Annotated in this window: 18 protein-coding genes, 4 pseudogenes and 3 riboswitches; of the genes and pseudogenes, 19 read left to right on the plus strand and 3 right to left on the minus strand. The window is 40.8% G+C overall.

The genetic code is table 11. From position 1 onward, the window contains the following. Positions 1–30 precede the first annotated feature (30 nt). A pseudogene (locus B4W83_RS00005) lies at positions 31–210 on the minus strand (transposase); the annotation flags it as partial. A gap of 33 nt (positions 211–243) precedes the next feature. Here B4W83_RS00005 and B4W83_RS13195 point away from each other — a divergent pair. From B4W83_RS13195 to thiE (B4W83_RS00070), 12 genes and pseudogenes are all read left to right on the plus strand, one after another. Further along, a pseudogene (locus B4W83_RS13195) lies at positions 244–1,102 on the plus strand (IS630 family transposase). A 296-nt stretch (positions 1,103–1,398) separates the two neighbouring features. Continuing rightward, positions 1,399–2,535, plus strand: a complete 1,137-nt coding sequence (lctO, locus tag B4W83_RS00020) for an L-lactate oxidase (RefSeq protein WP_000120726.1) — start codon at positions 1,399–1,401, stop codon at positions 2,533–2,535. Between the two features lie 148 nt (positions 2,536–2,683). After that, positions 2,684–2,772: riboswitch (TPP riboswitch) on the plus strand. A gap of 217 nt (positions 2,773–2,989) precedes the next feature. Beyond that, positions 2,990–3,658 carry a TenA family protein gene (locus B4W83_RS00025; protein ID WP_000449921.1) on the plus strand — a complete coding sequence of 223 codons (669 nt, stop codon included), beginning with the start codon at positions 2,990–2,992 and terminating at the stop codon, positions 3,656–3,658. A 265-nt stretch (positions 3,659–3,923) separates the two neighbouring features. Further along, positions 3,924–4,706, plus strand: a complete 783-nt coding sequence (gene thiM, locus B4W83_RS00030) for a hydroxyethylthiazole kinase (protein ID WP_000202468.1) — start codon at positions 3,924–3,926, stop codon at positions 4,704–4,706. A 1-nt stretch (position 4,707) separates the two neighbouring features. Further along, positions 4,708–5,337: a thiamine phosphate synthase gene (gene thiE, locus B4W83_RS00035; protein WP_000468564.1), complete on the plus strand. Its 630-nt coding sequence runs from the start codon at positions 4,708–4,710 to the stop codon at positions 5,335–5,337. 209 nt (positions 5,338–5,546) lie between these two features. Then, a riboswitch (TPP riboswitch) is annotated at positions 5,547–5,635 on the plus strand. Positions 5,636–5,895: 260 nt separating this feature from the next. Beyond that, positions 5,896–6,456 carry an ECF transporter S component gene (locus B4W83_RS00040; RefSeq protein ID WP_000915290.1) on the plus strand — a complete coding sequence of 187 codons (561 nt, stop codon included), beginning with the start codon at positions 5,896–5,898 and terminating at the stop codon, positions 6,454–6,456. Further along, positions 6,457–7,842: an ATP-binding cassette domain-containing protein gene (locus tag B4W83_RS00045; protein WP_000522133.1), complete on the plus strand. Its 1,386-nt coding sequence runs from the start codon at positions 6,457–6,459 to the stop codon at positions 7,840–7,842. A gap of 1 nt (position 7,843) precedes the next feature. Continuing rightward, positions 7,844–8,494, plus strand: a complete 651-nt coding sequence (locus B4W83_RS00050; protein WP_000241367.1) for an energy-coupling factor transporter transmembrane component T — start codon at positions 7,844–7,846, stop codon at positions 8,492–8,494. A 10-nt stretch (positions 8,495–8,504) separates the two neighbouring features. Next, on the plus strand, positions 8,505–9,194 hold the full coding sequence (tenA, locus tag B4W83_RS00055; protein ID WP_000397182.1) for a thiaminase II: 690 nt from the start codon (positions 8,505–8,507) through the stop codon (positions 9,192–9,194). A gap of 5 nt (positions 9,195–9,199) precedes the next feature. Continuing rightward, on the plus strand, positions 9,200–9,724 hold the full coding sequence (gene thiW, locus B4W83_RS00060; RefSeq protein WP_001225551.1) for an energy coupling factor transporter S component ThiW: 525 nt from the start codon (positions 9,200–9,202) through the stop codon (positions 9,722–9,724). Then, entirely contained in the window at positions 9,724–10,527 is an 804-nt protein-coding gene (gene thiM, locus B4W83_RS00065) for a hydroxyethylthiazole kinase (RefSeq protein ID WP_001156960.1), read from the plus strand. Before thiW ends, thiM (B4W83_RS00065) begins: the two co-directional genes overlap by 1 nt. Continuing rightward, positions 10,520–11,152 (plus strand): thiamine phosphate synthase, encoded by a 633-nt coding sequence (gene thiE / locus B4W83_RS00070; RefSeq protein ID WP_001078227.1) that lies wholly within the window; start codon positions 10,520–10,522, stop codon positions 11,150–11,152. The genes thiM (B4W83_RS00065) and thiE (B4W83_RS00070) overlap by 8 nt, the downstream gene beginning before the upstream one ends. Before the next feature lie 163 nt (positions 11,153–11,315). Here the strand turns inward: thiE (B4W83_RS00070) and thiD are convergent, their stop codons facing one another. After that, positions 11,316–12,107 carry a bifunctional hydroxymethylpyrimidine kinase/phosphomethylpyrimidine kinase gene (thiD, locus tag B4W83_RS00080; RefSeq protein WP_000221735.1) on the minus strand — a complete coding sequence of 264 codons (792 nt, stop codon included), beginning with the start codon at positions 12,105–12,107 and terminating at the stop codon, positions 11,316–11,318. An 83-nt stretch (positions 12,108–12,190) separates the two neighbouring features. Further along, positions 12,191–12,288: riboswitch (TPP riboswitch) on the minus strand. A gap of 183 nt (positions 12,289–12,471) precedes the next feature. Between thiD and B4W83_RS00085 the strand changes: the two genes are divergently transcribed. The 5 genes from B4W83_RS00085 to B4W83_RS00110 all read left to right on the plus strand — a co-directional run bounded on the left by B4W83_RS00085 (position 12,472) and on the right by B4W83_RS00110 (position 17,941). After that, positions 12,472–12,867 carry a CopY/TcrY family copper transport repressor gene (locus B4W83_RS00085; protein ID WP_001167219.1) on the plus strand — a complete coding sequence of 132 codons (396 nt, stop codon included), beginning with the start codon at positions 12,472–12,474 and terminating at the stop codon, positions 12,865–12,867. A gap of 10 nt (positions 12,868–12,877) precedes the next feature. Continuing rightward, positions 12,878–13,249, plus strand: a complete 372-nt coding sequence (locus tag B4W83_RS00090) for a cupredoxin domain-containing protein (RefSeq protein ID WP_000935054.1) — start codon at positions 12,878–12,880, stop codon at positions 13,247–13,249. A 9-nt stretch (positions 13,250–13,258) separates the two neighbouring features. Beyond that, positions 13,259–15,502: a heavy metal translocating P-type ATPase gene (locus B4W83_RS00095; protein WP_000136337.1), complete on the plus strand. Its 2,244-nt coding sequence runs from the start codon at positions 13,259–13,261 to the stop codon at positions 15,500–15,502. A 205-nt stretch (positions 15,503–15,707) separates the two neighbouring features. Beyond that, positions 15,708–17,483, plus strand: a complete 1,776-nt coding sequence (gene spxB / locus B4W83_RS00105) for a pyruvate oxidase (RefSeq protein ID WP_000191828.1) — start codon at positions 15,708–15,710, stop codon at positions 17,481–17,483. Between the two features lie 110 nt (positions 17,484–17,593). Further along, complete coding sequence (locus B4W83_RS00110; protein ID WP_001052668.1) at positions 17,594–17,941, plus strand: VOC family protein; 348 nt, start codon at positions 17,594–17,596, stop codon at positions 17,939–17,941. A 118-nt stretch (positions 17,942–18,059) separates the two neighbouring features. On the opposite strand, the pseudogene B4W83_RS00115 reads toward B4W83_RS00110, so the two are convergent. Next, positions 18,060–18,833 (minus strand): annotated as a pseudogene (locus B4W83_RS00115) (IS630 family transposase). 40 nt (positions 18,834–18,873) lie between these two features. Between B4W83_RS00115 and B4W83_RS00120 the strand changes: the two are divergent. Beyond that, positions 18,874–19,194: pseudogene (locus tag B4W83_RS00120) on the plus strand (family 1 glycosylhydrolase); the annotation flags it as partial. Between the two features lie 120 nt (positions 19,195–19,314). Beyond that, positions 19,315–20,259 (plus strand): mannose-6-phosphate isomerase, class I, encoded by a 945-nt coding sequence (gene manA, locus B4W83_RS00125; protein WP_007284747.1) that lies wholly within the window; start codon positions 19,315–19,317, stop codon positions 20,257–20,259. Positions 20,260–20,294 lie beyond the last annotated feature (35 nt).

A 20,294-nucleotide genomic window follows, 5' to 3' on the forward strand; every position in this document is an offset into this window, starting at 1 on the left:
CTTGTTATGACGCGCTTACGTTGAAGTCAGCTAAGCTCGAGAAAGGACAAATTTCGTCCTTTCTTTTTTGATGTTCAGAGCGATAAAAATCCGTTTTTTGAAGTTTTCAAAGTTCCGAAATCCAAAGGCATTTCGTTTGATAAGCTTAATGAGATTATTGGTTGCTTCTAATTTGGCGTTAGAATAGTGTAGTTGAAGGGCGTTGATTTGTCTTTCAGAAAGATTGAGTTCGGCACAGGCTCGATTCTTTGTTTTCTTTCCTTTAGTACAGATTTTAAACAGCGAGCATTAGATTACATCAAAGAGGGGCACAGCCATGTCGAGGCAGCCAAGGTTTTTGATGTCGGCGTCAGAACTCTCTTCACGTGGGAAAAGAACTTACGTGAACAAGGACACTTAGAGAGGAAAAAGCGAGTCGTCAAAAACCGAAAGATTCCTTTAGAGGAATTGAAATCCTTTGTAGAGGCTCATCCAGATGCTTTTTTACGGGAAATTGCGGCACATTTTGATTGTGCTGTCCCTTCAGTATGGGCAGCTTTAAAGCAGATGAAGGTCACTTCAAAAAAAGATGACGAGCTTTAAGGAACAAGACCCAGAGAAAGTCGCTGAGTTTCTTGATATTTTGGATAACCTAAACGATTTACCAATCGTATATATTGATGAAACAGGAATCGACCGCTATCTCTATCGTCCTTATGCAGGGGCTCCTAGAGGGGAGAAAGTCTATGAAAAGATTAGCGGACGTCGTTTTGAGCGAACTTCAATTGTTGCAGGACAAGTAGACGGAGAGTTTATAGCTCCCATGATTTACAAGAACAGCAGGACAAGCGATTTCTTTGTGGAGTGGTTCAAAAGGCAACTCCTGTCTGCTTTGAAGACACCTCATGTTATTGTCATGGACAATGCTAGTTTTCATTCCAAGAACATTTTGGATGAACTCTGCATCCAAGATAAACACTTTTTCTTACCTCTACCGCCTTATTCACCAGATTTGAATCCTATTGAGCAAGCTTGGGCTATCTTGAAAAAGAAAGGAACAGATTTATTAAGGGAAGTTCCAACTATTTTTGAATGTTTGGGACGCTTTTTTAAAACTAAATAACTGATATAAGTCCATAGACCCTATTAGAGGATGTTCTGGTGTCTTATTCACTTGTTTTTTTATAGTATTAGTAGATAGAATTAGCAAATAAAAAAGTAGTTCAAATGCCTGGAAGCAAAAAATCTCAACGATTCACTTAATATAGACTAAAGTTTAGAGTTTAAGGAAAGTAGGGCTAATATATTGTATGAAAAATAAGATTGTTTTTAAGCAAAACTCTTGAAAATGATTGAAAAAAGAGTTATTATAGATGTATAGTAAAAAGCAAACGCTTACTTAATCAAGGAGGACAGTTTATGTCATACAAAACAAGCAATGCAGAAGGTCATGTAGATTTCATCAATACCTATGATTTGGAGCCAATGGCGCAACAAGTGATCCCTAAAGCATCATTTGGTTATATCGCTAGCGGGGCGGAAGATACTTTCACTTTAAGAGAGAATATCCGTGCCTTTAACCACAAACTCATCGTTCCACATACGCTTTGTAATGTTGAAAATCCAAGTACAGAGATTGAATTTGCAGGTGAAAAATTGTCTTCACCAATCATTATGGCGCCTGTTGCGGCTCATAAATTGGCAAACGAACAAGGTGAAGTAGCGACTGCGCGTGGTGTGCATGAGTTCGGTTCTCTTTATACAACCAGCTCTTACTCTACCGTTGACCTTCCAGAGATTTCTGAAGCCCTTCAAGGGACACCTCATTGGTTCCAATTTTATTTTAGTAAAGATGATGGTATCAACCGCCACATCATGGACCGTGTGAAGGCTGAAGGCTACAAAGCGATTGTCTTGACGGCAGATGCTACTGTAGGGGGTAATCGTGAGGTTGATAAGCGTAATGGGTTTGTCTTCCCAGTTGGCATGCCGATTGTTGAAGAATACCTGCCAGAAGGTGCTGGTAAATCAATGGACTTTGTTTACAAATCAGCTAAACAACGCTTGTCTCCACGCGATGTAGAATTTATCGCTGAATACTCTGGTCTTCCTGTGTATGTCAAGGGACCACAATGCCGTGAGGACGTTGAGCGTTCGCTTGCTGCGGGAGCTTCTGGTATCTGGGTCACCAACCACGGTGGTCGTCAAATCGACGGTGGACCAGCTGCTTTTGACTCGCTTCAAGAAGTGGCAGAAGCAGTTGATAGACGTGTGCCAATTGTCTTTGACTCTGGTGTTCGTCGTGGTCAACACGTCTTTAAAGCCTTGGCTTCAGGAGCAGACTTGGTAGCTATTGGTCGCCCTGCTATTTATGGTTTGGCTCTTGGTGGTAGTGTTGGTGTGCGTCAAGTCTTTGAACACTTGAATGCGGAATTGAAGACAGTTATGCAATTGTCTGGAACTCAGACCATTGAAGATGTCAAACACTTCAAACTTCGTCACAACCCATACAACCCAACCTTCCCAGTTGACCCTCGTGACTTAAAATTGTATTGATAAAAGAGATTGCCTCCACTGAATGTGGAGGTTTTTCTTCGTGTATTGGAAGAATAAATCGCTATCAAAAACTATATAAAGATATTTTTCGGTCAAATATCTTGCTAGGGCTTTCAATTTCTGTTATAATGGTCTAGTAATTAAATAATAAAGACATTTGGGGTGCTTTAGGCTGAGATGATACCCATTGAACCTGATACAGTTAAGACTGGCGAAGGGAAATGTGAACAGTTTTTTTCGTATGGTGAAATGAACGGTCTAATCTTGTAAGTCAACTCTAATTCTTGATTGTAATTGGAGTTTTTTTGTTTATATAAAACTGGGTAGGCTTGTTTAGGTAGCTCTCTGCAAATGCCCTCGATGTTCTTTAAAAGGATCAAGTGGAATTACGATTTTACTTGGTATTTCTTGGTGTTTTATTAATTACTAACAAGTAAAGAGAGGAGAAGTAAATATGGAAACACAGGTTTATACATTTCAGCCAGGTTTGACTGTTGGAGAATTATTAAAAAGCAGTCAGAAGGATTGGCAGGCTGCAATCAATCATCGTTTTGTTAAGGAACTTTTTGCAGGGACAATTGAGAATAAGGCCTTAAAAGACTACCTGATTCAAGATTATCACTTCTTTGATGCCTTCTTATCCATGTTGGGTTCCTGCGTAGCCCACGCAGACCAGCTTGAATCCAAGCTTCGTTTTGCCAAACAACTAGGCTTTCTTGAAGCAGATGAAGACGGTTATTTCCAAAAGGCTTTCAAAGAGTTAAACGTATCTGAGAATGACTATCTAGAAGTGAGCTTGCACCCTGTAACAAAAGCCTTTCAGGATCTAATGTACTCGGCAGTGGCTTCATCAGATTATGCCCATCTTTTGGTCATGCTGGTCATTGCAGAAGGACTCTATTTAGACTGGGGTTCTAAAGCTTTGGCTCTTCCTGAAGCCTATATTCATTCGGAATGGATCAATCTCCACAGAGGTCCTTTCTTTGCAGAGTGGGTTCAATTTCTGGTTGACGAACTCAATCGTGTCGGAAAAGGTCGAGAAGATTTGACAGAACTTCAGCAACGCTGGAATCAAGCGGTCGCTTTAGAATTAGCCTTTTTTGATATTGGTTATGATGCCTAGAGAAGGCTCATGATATTTACAAATTTGATGAGTTAATACTCTTCGAAAATCTCTTCAAACCACGTCAGCTTCACCTTGCCGTAGGTATGGTGTTCTATCTGCAACCTCAAAGCAGTGCTTTGAGCAACCTGCGGTTAGCTTCCTAGTTTGTTCTTTGATTTTCATTGAGTATAAATCATTCAATGTAACTGAAAAATTTCTTAACGAAAGATAGAGATAAACCGAAATCAGTAGATCGTATAAAGTGAAAAGGAAGGAATTAAATATGACAAGTTTAAAATTATTAAAAGAAAAAGCACCATTGGTCATTTGCATCACCAATGATGTGGTAAAAAATTTCACAGCAAATGGATTAGTAGCACTGGGTGCATCACCAGCCATGAGTGAGTTTCCTGAAGATTTAGAGGACTTATTAAAGTATGCTGGAGGTTTATTAATAAACATAGGAACATTGACAGATGAAAATTGGAAATTATACCAAGCTGCTCTGAAAATTGCAGAGAAATATAATGTCCCAGCAGTTTTAGATCCTGTAGCCTGTGGAGCAGGAGAATATAGAAAAAAAGTAGCAGATGATCTAATCAACAATTACAAACTAGCTGCGATTAGGGGGAATGCTGGCGAGATTGCTTCTTTAGTAGGGATAAATGTGGTATCTAAAGGAGTAGATAGTGCGGGAGTAGATAATATTGACGAAATTGCTCTAGCAGCAAATGAGAAGTTCAATATTCCAATAGTAGTAACAGGTGAAGTGGATGCTATTGCGGTAAATGGAGAAGTGGTAACGATTCATAATGGTAGTGCCATGATGCCAAAAGTCATTGGGACAGGATGTTTATTAGGGGCAGTGGTAGCAAGCTTTATCGGACTAGAAAAAGGTCAAGAATTGAAATCATTAGAAACAGCAATGTTGGTTTACAATATCGCTGGAGAAATGGCAGAAAAACGTCCAAATGGACATCTTCCTGGAACATTTAAAGTTGAATTTATGAATGCCTTATACGAGATTTCAGATGAAGATGTAAAGAAATTCAAAAGAGTGAAGTAAAATGTTTCATAAAGAATTACTAAAACTATATTTTATTTGTGGAACGGCTACTTGCCAAGGAAAAGATCTATATAGAGTCGTTGAGGAAGCCTTAAAAGGTGGTATAACCTTATTTCAATTTCGTGAAAAAGGTGAGGGAGCCTTAGAAGGTAAAGAAAAAGTCGAAGTAGCAATTAAACTACAGGATCTTTGTAAAAAATACAATGTTCCGTTTATTGTTAATGATGATATTGATTTGGCGATGGAAATTGACGCTGATGGCGTACATGTAGGACAAGATGACCTTGGAGTTGATGAAATTAGAAAATTGATGCCAGCTAAAATAATTGGTCTTTCTATAAAAAACGAGAAAGAATTTCAACAATCAAAAGTTGAATATGTAGATTATGTGGGTGTTGGTCCTGTATTTGATACCCAGTCAAAGGATGATGCTGGAGGTGCTATAGGTTATGAAGGTCTTAAATTGATGAGAAAACTATTGCCACAAATGCCCTTAGTTGCAATTGGTGGGATACAGACGCAACATATTAAAGACATTATGAAGACTAATGTTGACGGTGTTTCAATCATTTCAGCAATATCGTATGCAAAAAATATAGAAAAAACTGTTCGAGAAATGAGTGAACAATAGGTATCTATCCTTGGATTCTAAGTAAGTGGAAGTTTTCCTTTTCTAAAAAGATATGTCCAGATTCAGCTTGAATGGCTAATTCATCAAACAGGTCATTTGTTTTTTGCAAAAGAAAGATCTGCTGTCTTTGTGAGTGCAAGGCTGTATTTCCAGTTCAATTTCTCGAACTAGTATAAAATGTGTGTTATAATAATCATACAATTAAATAATAAAGACATTTGGGGTGCTTTAGGCTGAGATGATACCCATTGAACCTGATACAGTTAAGACTGGCGAAGGGAAATGTGAAATGTTTTTTTCGTATGTCGAAAAGAACGGTCTAATCTTGTAAGCTGAACTCTAATTCGTATCTGTAATTAGAGTTTTTTCTTTTACGAAACTGGATGAAGATGATATAGTAGATTGAAATAAGATGCGAACAAATCAATTAGAAAATTCAAATTAATTTCTAGAAATATTTTAGCATTCTTGTGTACTGTTCTAAATTCAATCTGCTATACAAAGTATTTAGGTCGGTCTTCTTGAGTGCCCCACTTTTCTTTAAAAAAGGAGTTTTTTATGTTGAAAAAATGGCAGTTAAAAGATGTTATCTTGCTTGCTTTCTTGTCTATCTTTTTTGGTGGGGTTTTCGTTGGTTCAGGATATGTGTATAATATTCTCAGCCTACTCTTAACACCTCTTGGTTTGCAGGCCTTTGCCAATGAAATCCTCTTCGGTCTCTGGTGTATGGCTGCGCCCATTGCTGCCATCTTTGTTCCGAGAGTCGGAAGTGCAACGATTGGAGAAGTACTAGCTGCGCTTGCTGAAGTCCTTTATGGTAGCCAATTCGGTCTAGGCGCTCTTTTGTCTGGCTTGGTTCAAGGTTTGGGAAGTGAACTTGGTTTTATCGTAACCAAGAATCGCTATGAGAGTTGGCTCTCTCTAACTGCCAATAGTATTGGGATTACGCTTGTTAGCTTTGTCTATGAATACATTAAGTTAGGTTACTACGCCTTTTCCCTTCCGTTTGTCCTTTCCTTGCTTGTGGTACGTTTTATTTCTGTTTATTTCTTCTGTACCATCTTGGTTCGTGCCATTGTCAAACTCTATCATCAGTTTGCAACTGGAGGAAAAGCATAGATGGGTCTGGAATTACGGGAGATTCAGTCCCCAATTTTTTCGGAACCGATTGATTTTACTTTTCATGAGCAAGCCTTTACCTTGTTAGTTGGGAGCAGTGGTTCAGGAAAATCTAGTCTCTTTCAAATGATCGCCCAAGTCAGTTCTCTTCCCTATAGCGGTCAAGTACTGATAGATGGGAGCGAAGTCAGTCAGCTTTCTATCATCGAACGTGTCCAAACGGTTGGTATTCTCTTTCAAAATCCCAATCATCAGTTTACCATGGAGAATTTGTTTGAGGAGCTGATTTTTACCTTGGAGAATATCGGCTATCACCTTCAGGAAATTGATTCTAAAATAGCAGAGGTGGTTCTACAATGTCGCTGTGAGAAGATCTTGCACCGTCCCATCCATCACTTATCAGGTGGGGAAAAGCAAAAGGCTGCTTTGGCTGTCCTCTTTGCCATGAATCCTAGGGTCTATCTCTTGGATGAGCCCTTCGCTTCCATTGACCGCAAGAGCAGAATCGAGATATTGGAGATTCTAAAAGAGTTAGCCTCTAATGGGAAGGCAGTCATCCTGTGCGACCATGATTTATCAGACTATGAAGCCTATATCGACCATATGGTGGAGCTAAGAGACGGACAACTAAGGGAAGTGTTTCAAATCCCTTCCTCTGAGATGATACAGGTTGCTTCAAAGAAAGTTGCTTCTAGCCCGGAATTGTTACATATGGATCGAATGACTTGTGAGCTGGATAAGCGCTCCCTCTTTTCGATTATTGATTTCAGATTTTACCAAGGAATTTCCTGTATCCTGGGTGACAATGGTGTCGGGAAATCAACCCTCTTTCGGTCTATTCTTCAATTTCAAAAGTATAAGGGACGCATTACCTGGAAGGGGACAGTCCTGAAAAAGAAAAAGAGTTTGTACCGTGAACTGACGAGTATTGTTCAGGAAGCTGAGAAGCAGTTTATCCGAGTCAGTCTGCGAGAGGAACTTCAATTAGATGGACCTGATTCTGAAAGAAATCAGCGTATTCTTCAAGCCTTACGATATTTTGATTTGGAGCAGCCACTCGATAAGAGTCCCTATCAATTAAGTGGTGGCCAGCAAAAGATTCTTCAGCTCTTGACCATCTTGACTAGTAAGGCTTCCGTGATTTTGCTAGATGAACCTTTTGCAGGTTTGGATGATAGAGCCTGCCATTATTTCTGTCAGTGGATTGTGGAGGAGAGGAATCAAGGAAGAAGTTTTTTGATCATTAGCCATCGTTTAGATCCTTTGATCTCTGTGGTTGATTATTGGATTGAGATGACTAGTCAGGGTCTCAGTCATGTGAAAGAAGTGACCATTGCCAAACCACTCACATCTCAGAGTAGCAATACTCAAGGGGAGGTGAGATAGTATGGTCAAAGTAGCAACCCAGACACCAATTATCAGTCTCTTCTTGCTGATTTTATCCTTGGAAACATCTTTCATTCCTTCGATTGCTCTGAATCTTTCGGTAGTCGCATTTTGTATTCTCTTTATGCTCTATTACCGTCGATTTAAAATGTTAGCTTGGATGATCATACTTGCCATTTTACCATCTTTTGCCAACTACTGGGCAGTTCAGTTACACGGAGATGCTTCACAGGCAGTCATGCTTGGAACGAGGGCCTTTGTGACCGTTTGTATTGGCCTTGTTTTTATTTCTTCTATTTCCCTAAAAGAGCTTCTCTTGTACTTGGCTCAAAAGGGGCTATCACGGTCATGGGCCTATGCCTTGATTGTGGTATTCAATTCCTTTCCCCTTATCCAGAAAGAAATCAAATCCCTCAAAGAAGCTTGCCTATTACGCGGTCAAGAACTACATTTTTGGTCGCCCTTGATTTACAGTAAGGTTTTGATGACGGTCTTTAGGTGGCGCCATCTTTACCTGAGAGCTCTGTCTGCCCATGGATATGACGAACATGCACAGTTGAAGAATAACTATCGGACTTTTTATATTCCTAAAAAAACAAAATTAATCTACCTGCTTTTCTTTTTATTGCTTCAAACCAGTCTATTTTTATAAAGGAGTTATTATGGAATTTACAGATATTGCGATGGAATTATCCAAGGAAGCTTGGCAGGCTTCCTTTCATCATCCCTTTATTTTACAATTACAAGAGGGAAATTTAGAACCTGCCATTTTCCGCTATTACCTGATTCAGGATGCCTACTATCTGAAGGCCTTCTCGGAAATCTATCACCTTTTGGCTGATAAGACTTCAAACCAAGAGATGAAAAGGCTCTTGAAACAAAATGCTCAGGGTTTAGTGGAGGGTGAGTTATTCATCCGCCAACAATTTTTCAAGGAATTGGCAATCAGCGACCAGGAAATGGAGCAACATCCAATCGCTCCAACCTGTTATCATTACATTTCACATATTTATAGGCAATTTGCAGAGCCGAACTTAGCCATTGCCTTTGCAAGTTTGCTGCCTTGTCCTTGGTTATACCATGATATAGGCAAATCACTTAATCTTAAACCATCACCAAATCCTCTCTACCAACAATGGATTGAAACTTATATTACGGATGAGTTAGAGCAGCAGATCAGAGAGGAGGGAGCGCTGGTCAATCAACTCTATCGAGAAAGTGACGAGACAGACAGGAAAAAAATGCTAGATGCCTTCCACATCAGTGTTCATATGGAAGCCAAGTTTTGGGAAATGGCCTACCAACACCAGACATGGAAGAGCGATTTACAGTCTTTAGAAAAAGGAGAATAATAAACATGAGAAAGCACCAATTACAAGTTCACAAATTAACCATTTTATCTATGATGATTGCCCTTGATGTAGTCCTTACACCTATCTTTCGGATTGAGGGAATGGCACCGATGTCCAGTGTAGTCAATATTCTAGCAGGAATCATGATGGGACCTGTTTATGCCTTGGCTATGGCTACAGTGACAGCTTTTATCCGTATGACAACTCAAGGGATTCCACCTTTAGCTCTTACAGGAGCAACTTTTGGAGCCCTCCTGGCAGGTCTCTTTTATAAGTATGGTCGAAAATTTCATTATTCCGCTCTAGGAGAGATTGTGGGAACAGGTATTATTGGTTCTATTGTTTCCTATCCTGTTATGGTACTCTTTACAGGATCGGCTGCTAAGCTTAGCTGGTTTATCTACACTCCTCGATTTTTCGGAGCAACCTTGATTGGTACAGCGATTTCCTTTATTGCTTTTCGATTTTTAATCAAGCAGGAATTCTTTAAAAAAGTGCAGGGATATTTCTTTGGTGAAAGGATAGAATGATGCAGGAATTGATAAATCCTTTTCCTCTGGAAACGAGTTCTCTTATTCACTGTATGACCAATGAGATTTCTTGTGAGATGCTGGCAAATGGGATTTTGGCTCTGGGATGCAAACCTGTCATGGCAGATGATCCCCGTGAGGTTCTTGATTTTACTAAGCAAAGTCAGGCTCTCTTCATCAATTTGGGGCATTTGTCAGCTGAGAAGGAAAAAGCAATCCGCATGGCAGCCTCGTATGCAGCTCAAGTTTCTCTTCCAATGGTAGTAGATGCGGTTGGCGTAACGGCTTCCTCCATTCGTAAGAGCTTAGTTAAAGACCTCTTAGACTATAGCCCAACGGTCCTTAAAGGAAACATGTCAGAAATTCGAAGTCTTGTTGGCTTAAAACACCACGGCGTTGGGGTCGATGCGAGTGCTAAAGATCAAGAAACGGAGGATTTGCTTCAAGTCTTGAAAGACTGGTGTCAGACCTATCCTGGTATGTCATTCTTAGTCACTGGCCCCAAGGACCTTATCGTTTCGAAGAATCAGGTTGCTGTATTGGAGAATGGCTGTGTAGAGTTAGACTGGATAACAGGGACAGGAGACTTGGTTGGAGCCTTAACAGCTGTTTTTCTCAGCCAAGGAAAGACTGGTTTTGAAGCTTCTTGCTTAGCAGTCTCTTATCTCAATATCGCTGCTGAGAAAATAGTTGTTCAAGGAATGGGATTGGAAGAATTTCGTTACCAAGTACTCAATCAGCTTTCGCTCCTCAAAAGAGATGAAAATTGGCTAGATGCCATCAAAGGAGAGGTTTATGAATAGAGAAGCACTTAGACTATATCTGGTAACCAATCGTTATCAAGATTCCGTGGAAAGCTTTCTTGCAAAAGTTGAGACGGCCTGCCGTTCAGGGGTTACCATAGTCCAATTGCGAGAAAAAAATCTCACAACCAATCAATATTATCAGCTGGCAAAACAAGTCAAGGAAATAACAGATGCTTATCAGGTACCCTTGATAATCGATGATCGGTTGGATGTTTGTCTTGCGGTTGATGCAGCAGGTCTGCATATCGGAGATGATGAATTACCAGTTTCGGTTGCCCGACAAGTCTTGGGACCTGATAAAATCCTAGGTGTCACCGCTAAAACGGTTAAAAGAGCTCTGGAAGCGGAGAAATCAGGTGCAGATTACTTGGGGACAGGAGCCATTTTCCCAACCACCACCAAGGAAAATGCGCCCATTACTCTGATATCGACCTTGAAAACAATTTGCCAAACGGTCGCCATTCCAGTAGTTGCTATTGGCGGCTTGACATCAGAGAATATTGATCAGCTTATGGACACGGGTATAGCTGGTGTAGCTGTAGTGCGTGATTTGATGCAGGCAGAAGATATTGAGGCAAAAACGCAAGCCTTTTTAACAAAGTTGCATGACATTATTTCCTAACTAATACTCAATGAAAATCAAAGAGTAAACTAGAAAGCTAGCCGCAGGTTGCTCAAAGCCCTGCCTTGAGGTTTCAGATAGAAGCTGACGTAGTTTGAAGAGATTTTCGAAGAGTATAAAAACTCTCTAATTCCCTTAAAGTGGGAACTAGAGAGTTTTTTTCTTAATCTTTAAAACTTGTATGGTTGACTGGGCCAGAACCATGACCGAGTTGAGGGGCGTCTTGGATGGCTTTCGTGATAAAGGCCTTGGCCTTATCAACTGCCTGGTAAAGGCTCTTTCCCTTGGCTAGTTCAGCCGTAATCACTGCAGCAAATGTACATCCAGTACCATGGGTGTGACAGGTTTGAATTCGTGGGCTTTCCCAGACAAATTGATCATCCTTGGTAAAGAGGAAATCTTTAGCACCACCTTCGAGATGGCCACCTTTGATGACCACAGACTGAGGACCAAATTCTTTTAAAATCAGGCGACCAGCACGCTGCATGTCTTCGGGGTCATGGATTGAAAAACCAACAATCTCTTCTGCCTCAGGAAGATTGGGCGTGATAATGGTTGCAAGGGGAAGCAGGTTTGTTTTGAGATAGTCTCTAGCAACTGAGTCGATCAAGGCATCTCCGCTAGTCGCTACCATAACTGGATCTAAAACATAGGGACAATCCAGCTTTTTAAGATAGGGCTGGATGATTTCCATGATTTCGGTAGTTGCCAACATCCCAGTTTTTACAGCCTGAGGTGGAATATCAGAAAAGACACTGTCCAATTGGGCTTTCAACATTTGAGGAGAAACGTGCTCGATCAATTGAACACCTCTGGTATTTTGAGCGACAAGACTGGTTACAACAGCCATTCCATAGACATCTCTAGCTTGGAACGACTTTAAGTCAGCCATAATGCCAGCACCACCACTAGGGTCAGTACCTGCAATGGTCAAAGCAACGGGTAAATAAGTCATCTAAAACCTCCCAACCAACTGAAGTTTGTATTCTTAAGAACAAGCTAATCTGTTTCAGGAAGGCAATAGAAGACTGCTAGTCCCCATTATCATTTCCACTTCCATCAGCTAGCATTACCTAGATTGAGTCAAAGGGTCTAACAGTCGTTAATCTCAGCTTTACGCACCCCTAGTGGTTGTTTTCTTTTTTCTTTAGTATAGCATATTTTTATTGTTTATATACTAATATTTGACTGCAAATCGTTTTTCAAATGATTAAAATCCTATTTTTCAAATAAAATATTGATTTCATAATTGACAAATGTAGACTTTAGGAGTATACTAAGAAACATAATTGACAAATGTAGATTTTGGAGGTGTGATGATGCAGATTTCAGATGCAGAATGGCAGGTCATGAAGATTATTTGGATGCAGGGGGAGCAGACCAGTACGGATTTGATCAGGGTTCTGGCGGAGCGGTTCGAATGGTCCAAGTCAACCATTCAAACTCTTTTGGCTCGTTTGGTCGAGAAAGAGTGTTTGACTCGGAAAAAAGAAGGCAAGTCCTTTGTCTATTCAGCCCTTTTAACTTTGGATCAAAGTCGGGATTTACTTGTCCAAGATATCAAGGACAAGGTTTGTTCCCGTAGGATTAAGAACTTGTTGGCTGATTTGATTACTGAATGTGATTTTACTCAGGCTGACTTAGAAGACTTGGAAGCTGTGATTTCTGAGAAGAAATCAAACGCTATGACAGAAGTAAAATGTAATTGTATGTAAAGGAGACGTCATGTTAAATAGTATTGTAACCATTATTTGTATTGCCCTTATCGCGTTTATCTTGTTTTGGTTTTTCAAAAAGCCTGAAAAATCTGGACAAAAGGCCCAGCAAAAAAAGGGCTACCAAGAGATTCGAGTGGAAGTCATGGGAGGCTATACGCCTGAGTTGATTATTCTCAAGAAATCAGTGCCAGCCCGCATTGTCTTTGACCGCAAGGATCCTTCACCATGTCTGGATCAAATTGTTTTTCCAGATTTTGGTGTACATGCGGACCTACCTATGGGGGAAGAGTATATAGTGGAAATCACGCCTGAGCAGGCTGGAGAGTATGGTTTCTCTTGTGGCATGAATATGATGCACGGTAAGATGATTGTAGAATAGGAGAATGATATGACTGAAATTGTAAAAGCAAGTCTTGAAAATGGTGTTCAAAAAATCCGTATCACGGCAGACAAAGGCTATCATCCAGCCCATATTCAGCTTCAAAAGGGAATTCCAGCTGAGATTACCTTTCATCGTGTGACTCCTTCAAACTGTTATAAGGAAATTCTTTTTGAGGAAGAAGGCATCTTGGAACCAATCGGCGTAGACGAAGAGAAGACAATTCGTTTTACTCCTCAAGAATTAGGCCAACATGAATTTTCTTGTGGCATGAAGATGCAAAAGGGGAGTTATACCGTAGTTGAGAAGACTCGAAAATCTCTATCACTTTTACAGCGTTTTTGGATTACTAGTATCTTTACTGTGCCTCTTGTGATTCTCATGATTGGGATGTCGACAGGAGGAATTAGTCACCAAGTCCTGCGTTGGGGAACCTTTTTAGCCACAACACCGATTATGCTAGTAGCAGGTGGTCCTTATATCCAAAGTGCTTGGGCTAGTTTTAAAAAGCACAATGCCAACATGGATACCTTGGTTGCGCTGGGAACCCTAGTGGCCTATTTCTATAGCTTAGTTGCCCTCTTCGCTGGCCTCCCCGTTTACTTTGAAAGTGCTGCATTTATCTTCTTCTTCGTTCTTATGGGAGCCGTTTTTGAGGAGAAAATGCGGAAAAATACTTCCCAAGCTGTGGAGAAATTACTTGACTTGCAGGCTAAAAGTGCAGAAGTCTTGCGTGAGGGTAACTATGTTCAAGTTCCCTTGGAGCAAGTCAAGGTAGGTGACCTGATTCGAGTGCGTCCCGGTGAAAAGATTGCGGTTGATGGTGTCGTAGTAGAAGGTGTCTCTAGTATTGATGAGTCTATGGTGACAGGTGAGAGTCTGCCTGTGGACAAGACAGTTGGAGATACTGTCATTGGCTCAACCATCAATAATAGTGGAACACTTGTTTTTAGAGCAGAAAAAGTCGGTTCAGAGACTGTTTTGGCTCAGATTGTGGATTTTGTGAAGAAAGCTCAGACAAGTCGTGCGCCGATTCAGGACTTGACGGATAAAATTTCAGGGATTTTTGTCCCAGCAGTTGTCATTTTAGGGATTGTGACCTTTTGGGTTTGGTTCGTCTTGCTCAGGGATAGTGTAGTTGTGCTTGGGTCGAGCTTTGTGTCTTCGCTTCTCTATGGAGTAGCAGTTCTGATTATTGCCTGCCCTTGTGCATTGGGACTTGCAACACCGACAGCCCTTATGGTGGGGACAGGTCGCAGTGCCAAGATGGGAGTTCTCCTCAAAAATGGAACGGTTCTACAGGAAATCCAGAAAGTTCAAACTATCGTCTTTGATAAGACCGGGACTTTGACGGAAGGGAAACCTGTGGTCACAGATATCATCGGCGACGAAGTAGAAGTGCTTGGATTGGCAGCTTCCTTGGAAGAAGCTTCTCAACACCCACTGGCTGAAGCCGTTGTGAAACGAGCGAGTGAAGCTGGACTTGAGTTTCACACTGTTGAAAATTTCCAAGCCTTGCACGGAAAAGGTGTCTCAGGGCAAATCAATGGAAAACAAGTTTTGCTTGGAAATGCTAAAATGCTGGATGGCATGAACATTTCTAGCACTTATCAAGATAAACTAGAAGAACTAGAAAAAGAAGCTAAGACAGTTGTGTTCTTGGCTGTTGACAATGAAATCAAAGGCTTGCTTGCACTACAAGATATTCCCAAGGAAAATGCCAAGCTAGCCATCAGTCAGTTGAAAAAGCGTGGCCTTAAAACAGTCATGCTGACAGGAGATAATGCAGGTGTGGCGCGTGCTATTGCCGATCAGATCGGAATCGAAGAGGTCATTGCAGGTGTCTGGCCAGAAGAAAAAGCCCATGAAATTCATAAACTACAATCAGCTGGTAAAGTAGCCTTTGTTGGGGACGGTATCAATGATGCCCCTGCCCTCAGTGTAGCAGATGTGGGAATTGCTATGGGGGCTGGAACAGATATTGCCATCGAGTCAGCAGATTTAGTGTTGACAATCAATAACCTCCTAGGCGTGGTGCGTGCCTTTGACATGAGTAAGAAAACCTTTAATCGAATTCTGCTCAATCTTTTCTGGGCCTTTATCTACAATGTCGTCGGAATTCCGATTGCAGCAGGAGTCTTTTCTGGTGTTGGACTGGCGCTCACTCCAGAATTGGCAGGTCTAGCCATGGCCTTTAGTTCTGTATCTGTTCTGACTAGTTCACTCTTACTAAACTTTAGTAAAATAGACTAAAAGTAATGACTAGATTTCTTTGTTATAAAACAGGAATGGCAGCACTTTCAAAACTGTATTAGAATAGAAAGTAGAGAGTTTTGAGCAGATTTTTAGAAAAGTCAACATAAATATGATATAGTGGAATAGTAAAAATTTGGAGAACGTTTCCAATTCTATGTAATCGTATTCTCCAAGTCTAAAAAATTGAAGGAGAGTTATCACTATGACTCAAGGAAAAATTACTGCATCTGCAGCAATGCTTAACGTATTGAAAACATGGGGTGTAGATACAATCTACGGTATCCCATCAGGAACACTCAGCTCATTGATGGACGCTTTGGCTGAAGACAAAGATATCCGCTTCTTGCAAGTTCGCCATGAAGAGACAGGTTCTCTTGCAGCGGTTATGCAAGCTAAATTCGGTGGCTCAATCGGGGTTGCAGTTGGTTCAGGTGGTCCAGGTGCGACTCACTTGATTAACGGTGTTTACGATGCAGCTATGGATAACACTCCATTCCTAGCGATCCTTGGATCACGTCCAGTTAATGAATTGAACATGGATGCTTTCCAAGAATTGAACCAAAACCCAATGTACAACGGTATCGCTGTATACAACAAACGCGTAGCTTACGCTGAGCAATTACCAAAAGTAATCGACGAAGCTTGCCGTGCTGCAGTCTCTAAAAAAGGTCCAGCTGTTGTTGAAATCCCAGTAAACTTTGGTTTCCAAGAAATCGACGAAAACTCATACTATGGATCAGGTTCATACGAGCGTTCATTTATCGCTTCTGCTTTGAACGAAGTTGAAATCGACAAAGCTGTTGAAATCTTGAACAATGCTGAACGTCCAGTTATCTATGCTGGTTACGGTGGTGTTAAAGCTGGTGAAGTGATCACTGAATTGTCACGTAAAATCAAAGCACCAATTATCACAACTGGTAAAAACTTTGAAGCTTTCGAATGGAACTATGAAGGTTTGACAGGTTCTGCTTACCGTGTTGGTTGGAAGCCAGCCAACGAAGTGGTCTTTGAAGCAGACACAGTTCTTTTCCTTGGTTCAAACTTCCCATTTGCTGAAGTTTACGAAGCATTCAAGAACACTGAAAAATTCATTCAAGTTGATATTGACCCTTACAAACTTGGTAAACGTCACGCCCTTGACGCTTCAATCCTTGGTGATGCAGGTCAAGCAGCCAAAGCAATCCTTGACAAAGTGAATCCAGTTGAATCTACTCCATGGTGGCGTGCAAACGTGAAGAACAACCAAAACTGGCGTGATTACATGAACAAACTCGAAGGTAAAACTGAGGGTGAATTGCAATTGTATCAAGTTTACAATGCAATCAACAAACATGCTGATCAAGACGCTATCTACTCAATCGACGTAGGTGACACTACTCAAACATCTACTCGTCACCTTCACATGACACCTAAGAACATGTGGCGTACATCTCCACTCTTTGCGACAATGGGTATTGCCCTTCCTGGTGGTATCGCTGCTAAGAAAGACAATCCAGCTCGCCAAGTATGGAACATCATGGGTGACGGTGCATTCAACATGTGCTACCCAGACGTTATCACAAACGTTCAATACGACCTTCCAGTTATCAACGTTGTCTTCTCAAATGGTAAATATGCCTTCATCAAGGACAAATACGAAGACACAAACAAACACTTGTTTGGTTGTGACTTCTCTAATGCTGACTATGCGAAAATCGCTGAAGCGCAAGGTGCTGTAGGATTTACAGTTGACCGTATCGAAGACATCGATGCAGTTGTTGCAGAAGCTGTTAAACTCAACAAAGAAGGTAAAACTATTGTGATCGATGCTCGCATCACTCCACACCGTCCACTTCCAGTAGAAGTACTTGAATTGGATCCAAAACTTCACTCAGAAGAAGCTATCAAAGCCTTCAAAGAAAAATACGAAGCAGAAGAACTCGTACCATTCCGTCTCTTCTTGGAAGAAGAAGGGTTGCAATCACGCGCAATTAAATAATTCCTCTCGCCGAAAATCAAATATGAAACTTGTAGACTTTATTCTTTGATTTTCATAGAGCGGAACTTTAAAAGATCGGAGCAATCCGGTCTTTTTATGGAGGAGAGTAAATGAATTTAAATCAATTAGATATTATCGTTTCAAATGTTCCCCAAGTTTGTACTGACTTGGAGCATATATTGGATAAAAAGGCAGATTATGCTGATGATGGTTTTTCTCAGTTTACGATTGGCAGTCACTGTCTGATGTTGTCTCAAAATCATTTGGTTCCTTTGGAAAACTTTCAGTCAGGAATCATTATTCATATCGAGGTTGAGGATCTAAATCAGAATTACCAACGTTTAAAAGAGATCGGTGTCGAGATTTTACACGGTCCTTGTGAAACGGATTGGGGAACAGAATCCTTGATTGTAAAAGGTCCTGCTGGTCTAGTGATTGATTTTTATCGTATGAAATAGGATGCTTAGTCATTTGACGTTAACCTTAGCTATTTTTAAAACAGAAATTGAAGATATGAACTATTGAAAAGATCGGAGCAATCCGGTCTTTTTAATATAAAGAAATTGCATTTAATACTCATCTACTTTCAAAAAGCATTCTAGTCCATCTCCGATTAACGATGGACTTTATCACCTCCTTCTCCAGTCCTTGTATAACATCTTGAAGTTGATTCATGACATCTTCCAATATGGGCATCAACAGCTCCATAACAATAGCGAAATTCTCGTATATAGTGACTATGGACATGTGGACCTACTCCCCATTGGAGCCCAACAAGATCCCAGTTTACTGATTCTACCGAAACCAGCCTCATCTTGGTACATCAAGCGAACCTTACGAAAACGCCTACTGGTTTTAAAGCGCTTTCTTGTCTTCTTGAATTGAGATTTTATTTTTAGACGCGACAATGGTTTGAGAGTCTGCTTTCTTGGGATGTTCTGGACGTGGCCTAATATTTCGCCAACCATGGCACTTCAAGAGTTGATAAAAGGCATCACGTGTGTAGGAAGGACCTAACTCCTTTGTATAAGCCTGAAATAAGGCATCAATTGTAACAAATTCTCCTGCCTCTGCAGCCTTCAAATGACGGGCAAGAAAGGCTTTCTCTATATATGCATGGTTACGACCACCACGTGTTTCTTGAAGGAGAGAATCGAGTCCGAACTCCTCATATTTTTTTACAGTTGGCCAAATCGTTGTTTGATTACAGTCTAAAAGCTCTATAATCTCTTTATAAGATTTACCCATCAGACGAAATAGAACGATTTGAAGGCGTTTATGATATTTAGCTGTACGAGAGTCTCTTAAAAGTGTTTTGATAGCTTGGATTTCTTCTTTAGTTGATTTCATATTACTATTATATAATGCTTTTTGATTTTAGTTTAGTATTATCGTAGAAAATGGACTCGGTGCTATGGATAAACCGGATGAGAATGGTTATGTAGCAGATGACTATCGGATTACTTACTTAGAGGCCCACATCAAGGCCATGCGAGATGCCATTTACCAAGACGGGGTTGACTTGCTTGGTTATACGACTTGGAGATGTATCGATCCGGTTTCAGCTGGCACAGGGGAAATGAATAAGCGCTATGGCTTTATCTATGTAGATCGAGATAATGTAGGAAATGGGACTCTCAAACGTAGCAAGAAGAAGTCCTTCTATTGGTACAAGGATGTCATTGATAGCAATGGAGCAAGCATCGAGTAGAGCACATTTGTTTACTATTTTTATAAAATCTTCTCCCTGCTTTATAAGATGTAAAAAAGAGTTCAAATGGAACTCTTTTTTTGTTATAATGAAGGAAGAAAGATCAGACAGGAGAATAAAATGTCAGAACCATTATTTTTACAATCAGTTATGCAAGAAAAAATCTGGGGTGGAACCAAGCTACGTGATGAGTTTGGCTACGACATCCCAAGTGAAAAAATAGGGGAATACTGGGCTATCTCAGCTCACCCAAATGGAGTTTCTAAAGTTGCCAATGGTAGTTTTGAGGGAACAGATCTAGCTACTTTGTATGCAGAACACCGTGAATTGTTTGGCAATCGTCCTGAGCCTGTATTTCCGCTTTTGACTAAGATTCTGGATGCCAACGACTGGCTCAGTGTTCAAGTTCATCCAGATGATGCTTATGGACTCGAGCATGAAGGCGAGCTTGGAAAAACAGAGTGCTGGTACATCATCGCTGCGAATGAAGGTTCAGAGATTATCTACGGCCACAATGCCAAGTCAAAAGAAGAACTCCGCCAGCAAATCGAGGACAAGAATTGGGATGACTTGCTGACAAAAGTGCCTGTTAAGGCTGGAGATTTCTTCTATGTGCCAAGTGGCACCATGCATGCCATTGGGGCTGGCATCTTGATTCTTGAAACCCAGCAGTCTAGCGATACCACCTATCGCGTCTATGACTTTGACCGCAAGGACGATAAGGGCAACTTGCGTGAACTTCATCTTGAAAAATCCATTGATGTCTTAAACATTGGTGAGCCTGCAAATAGCCGTCCTGTAACTGTTAAAGCAGATGATTTGCGTTCCACTCTCCTTGTATCCAATGATTTCTTTGCAGTTTACAAGTGGGAAATTACTGGAAAAGTTGACTTCGAAAAGACAGCTGACTACAGCTTATTGAGTGTCTTAGCCGGTCAAGGTCAACTGACTGTTGACGGGAAAAATTATCCAATCCAAAAAGGCAGTCACTTTATCTTACCAAGTGATGTTGAAGCTTGGACTCTGGAAGGGCAAGGTTTGGAATTGATTGTTAGCCATCCATAAAAAAGAAAGGGCCTGAGTTTACTACTCAAGTCCTT

The sequence above is a fragment of the Streptococcus pseudopneumoniae ATCC BAA-960 = CCUG 49455 genome (assembly GCF_002087075.1).
Lineage (GTDB): Bacteria > Bacillota > Bacilli > Lactobacillales > Streptococcaceae > Streptococcus > Streptococcus pseudopneumoniae.

Coding starts and splice junctions, on each gene's coding strand:
- B4W83_RS00050 (WP_000241367.1), top strand. CDS start 7,844: ATGGTCAAAGTAGCAACCCAGACACCAATTATCAGTCTCTTCTTGCTG.
- B4W83_RS00095 (WP_000136337.1), top strand. CDS start 13,259: ATGACTGAAATTGTAAAAGCAAGTCTTGAAAATGGTGTTCAAAAAATC.
- thiM (WP_000202468.1), top strand. CDS start 3,924: ATGACAAGTTTAAAATTATTAAAAGAAAAAGCACCATTGGTCATTTGC.
- B4W83_RS00045 (WP_000522133.1), top strand. CDS start 6,457: ATGGGTCTGGAATTACGGGAGATTCAGTCCCCAATTTTTTCGGAACCG.
- B4W83_RS00040 (WP_000915290.1), top strand. CDS start 5,896: ATGTTGAAAAAATGGCAGTTAAAAGATGTTATCTTGCTTGCTTTCTTG.
- thiE (WP_000468564.1), top strand. CDS start 4,708: ATGTTTCATAAAGAATTACTAAAACTATATTTTATTTGTGGAACGGCT.
- B4W83_RS00085 (WP_001167219.1), top strand. CDS start 12,472: ATGCAGATTTCAGATGCAGAATGGCAGGTCATGAAGATTATTTGGATG.
- B4W83_RS00110 (WP_001052668.1), top strand. CDS start 17,594: ATGAATTTAAATCAATTAGATATTATCGTTTCAAATGTTCCCCAAGTT.
- thiM (WP_001156960.1), top strand. CDS start 9,724: ATGCAGGAATTGATAAATCCTTTTCCTCTGGAAACGAGTTCTCTTATT.
- thiE (WP_001078227.1), top strand. CDS start 10,520: ATGAATAGAGAAGCACTTAGACTATATCTGGTAACCAATCGTTATCAA.
- tenA (WP_000397182.1), top strand. CDS start 8,505: ATGGAATTTACAGATATTGCGATGGAATTATCCAAGGAAGCTTGGCAG.
- B4W83_RS00090 (WP_000935054.1), top strand. CDS start 12,878: ATGTTAAATAGTATTGTAACCATTATTTGTATTGCCCTTATCGCGTTT.
- spxB (WP_000191828.1), top strand. CDS start 15,708: ATGACTCAAGGAAAAATTACTGCATCTGCAGCAATGCTTAACGTATTG.
- manA (WP_007284747.1), top strand. CDS start 19,315: ATGTCAGAACCATTATTTTTACAATCAGTTATGCAAGAAAAAATCTGG.
- thiD (WP_000221735.1), bottom strand. CDS start 12,107: ATGACTTATTTACCCGTTGCTTTGACCATTGCAGGTACTGACCCTAGT.
- thiW (WP_001225551.1), top strand. CDS start 9,200: ATGAGAAAGCACCAATTACAAGTTCACAAATTAACCATTTTATCTATG.
- lctO (WP_000120726.1), top strand. CDS start 1,399: ATGTCATACAAAACAAGCAATGCAGAAGGTCATGTAGATTTCATCAAT.
- B4W83_RS00025 (WP_000449921.1), top strand. CDS start 2,990: ATGGAAACACAGGTTTATACATTTCAGCCAGGTTTGACTGTTGGAGAA.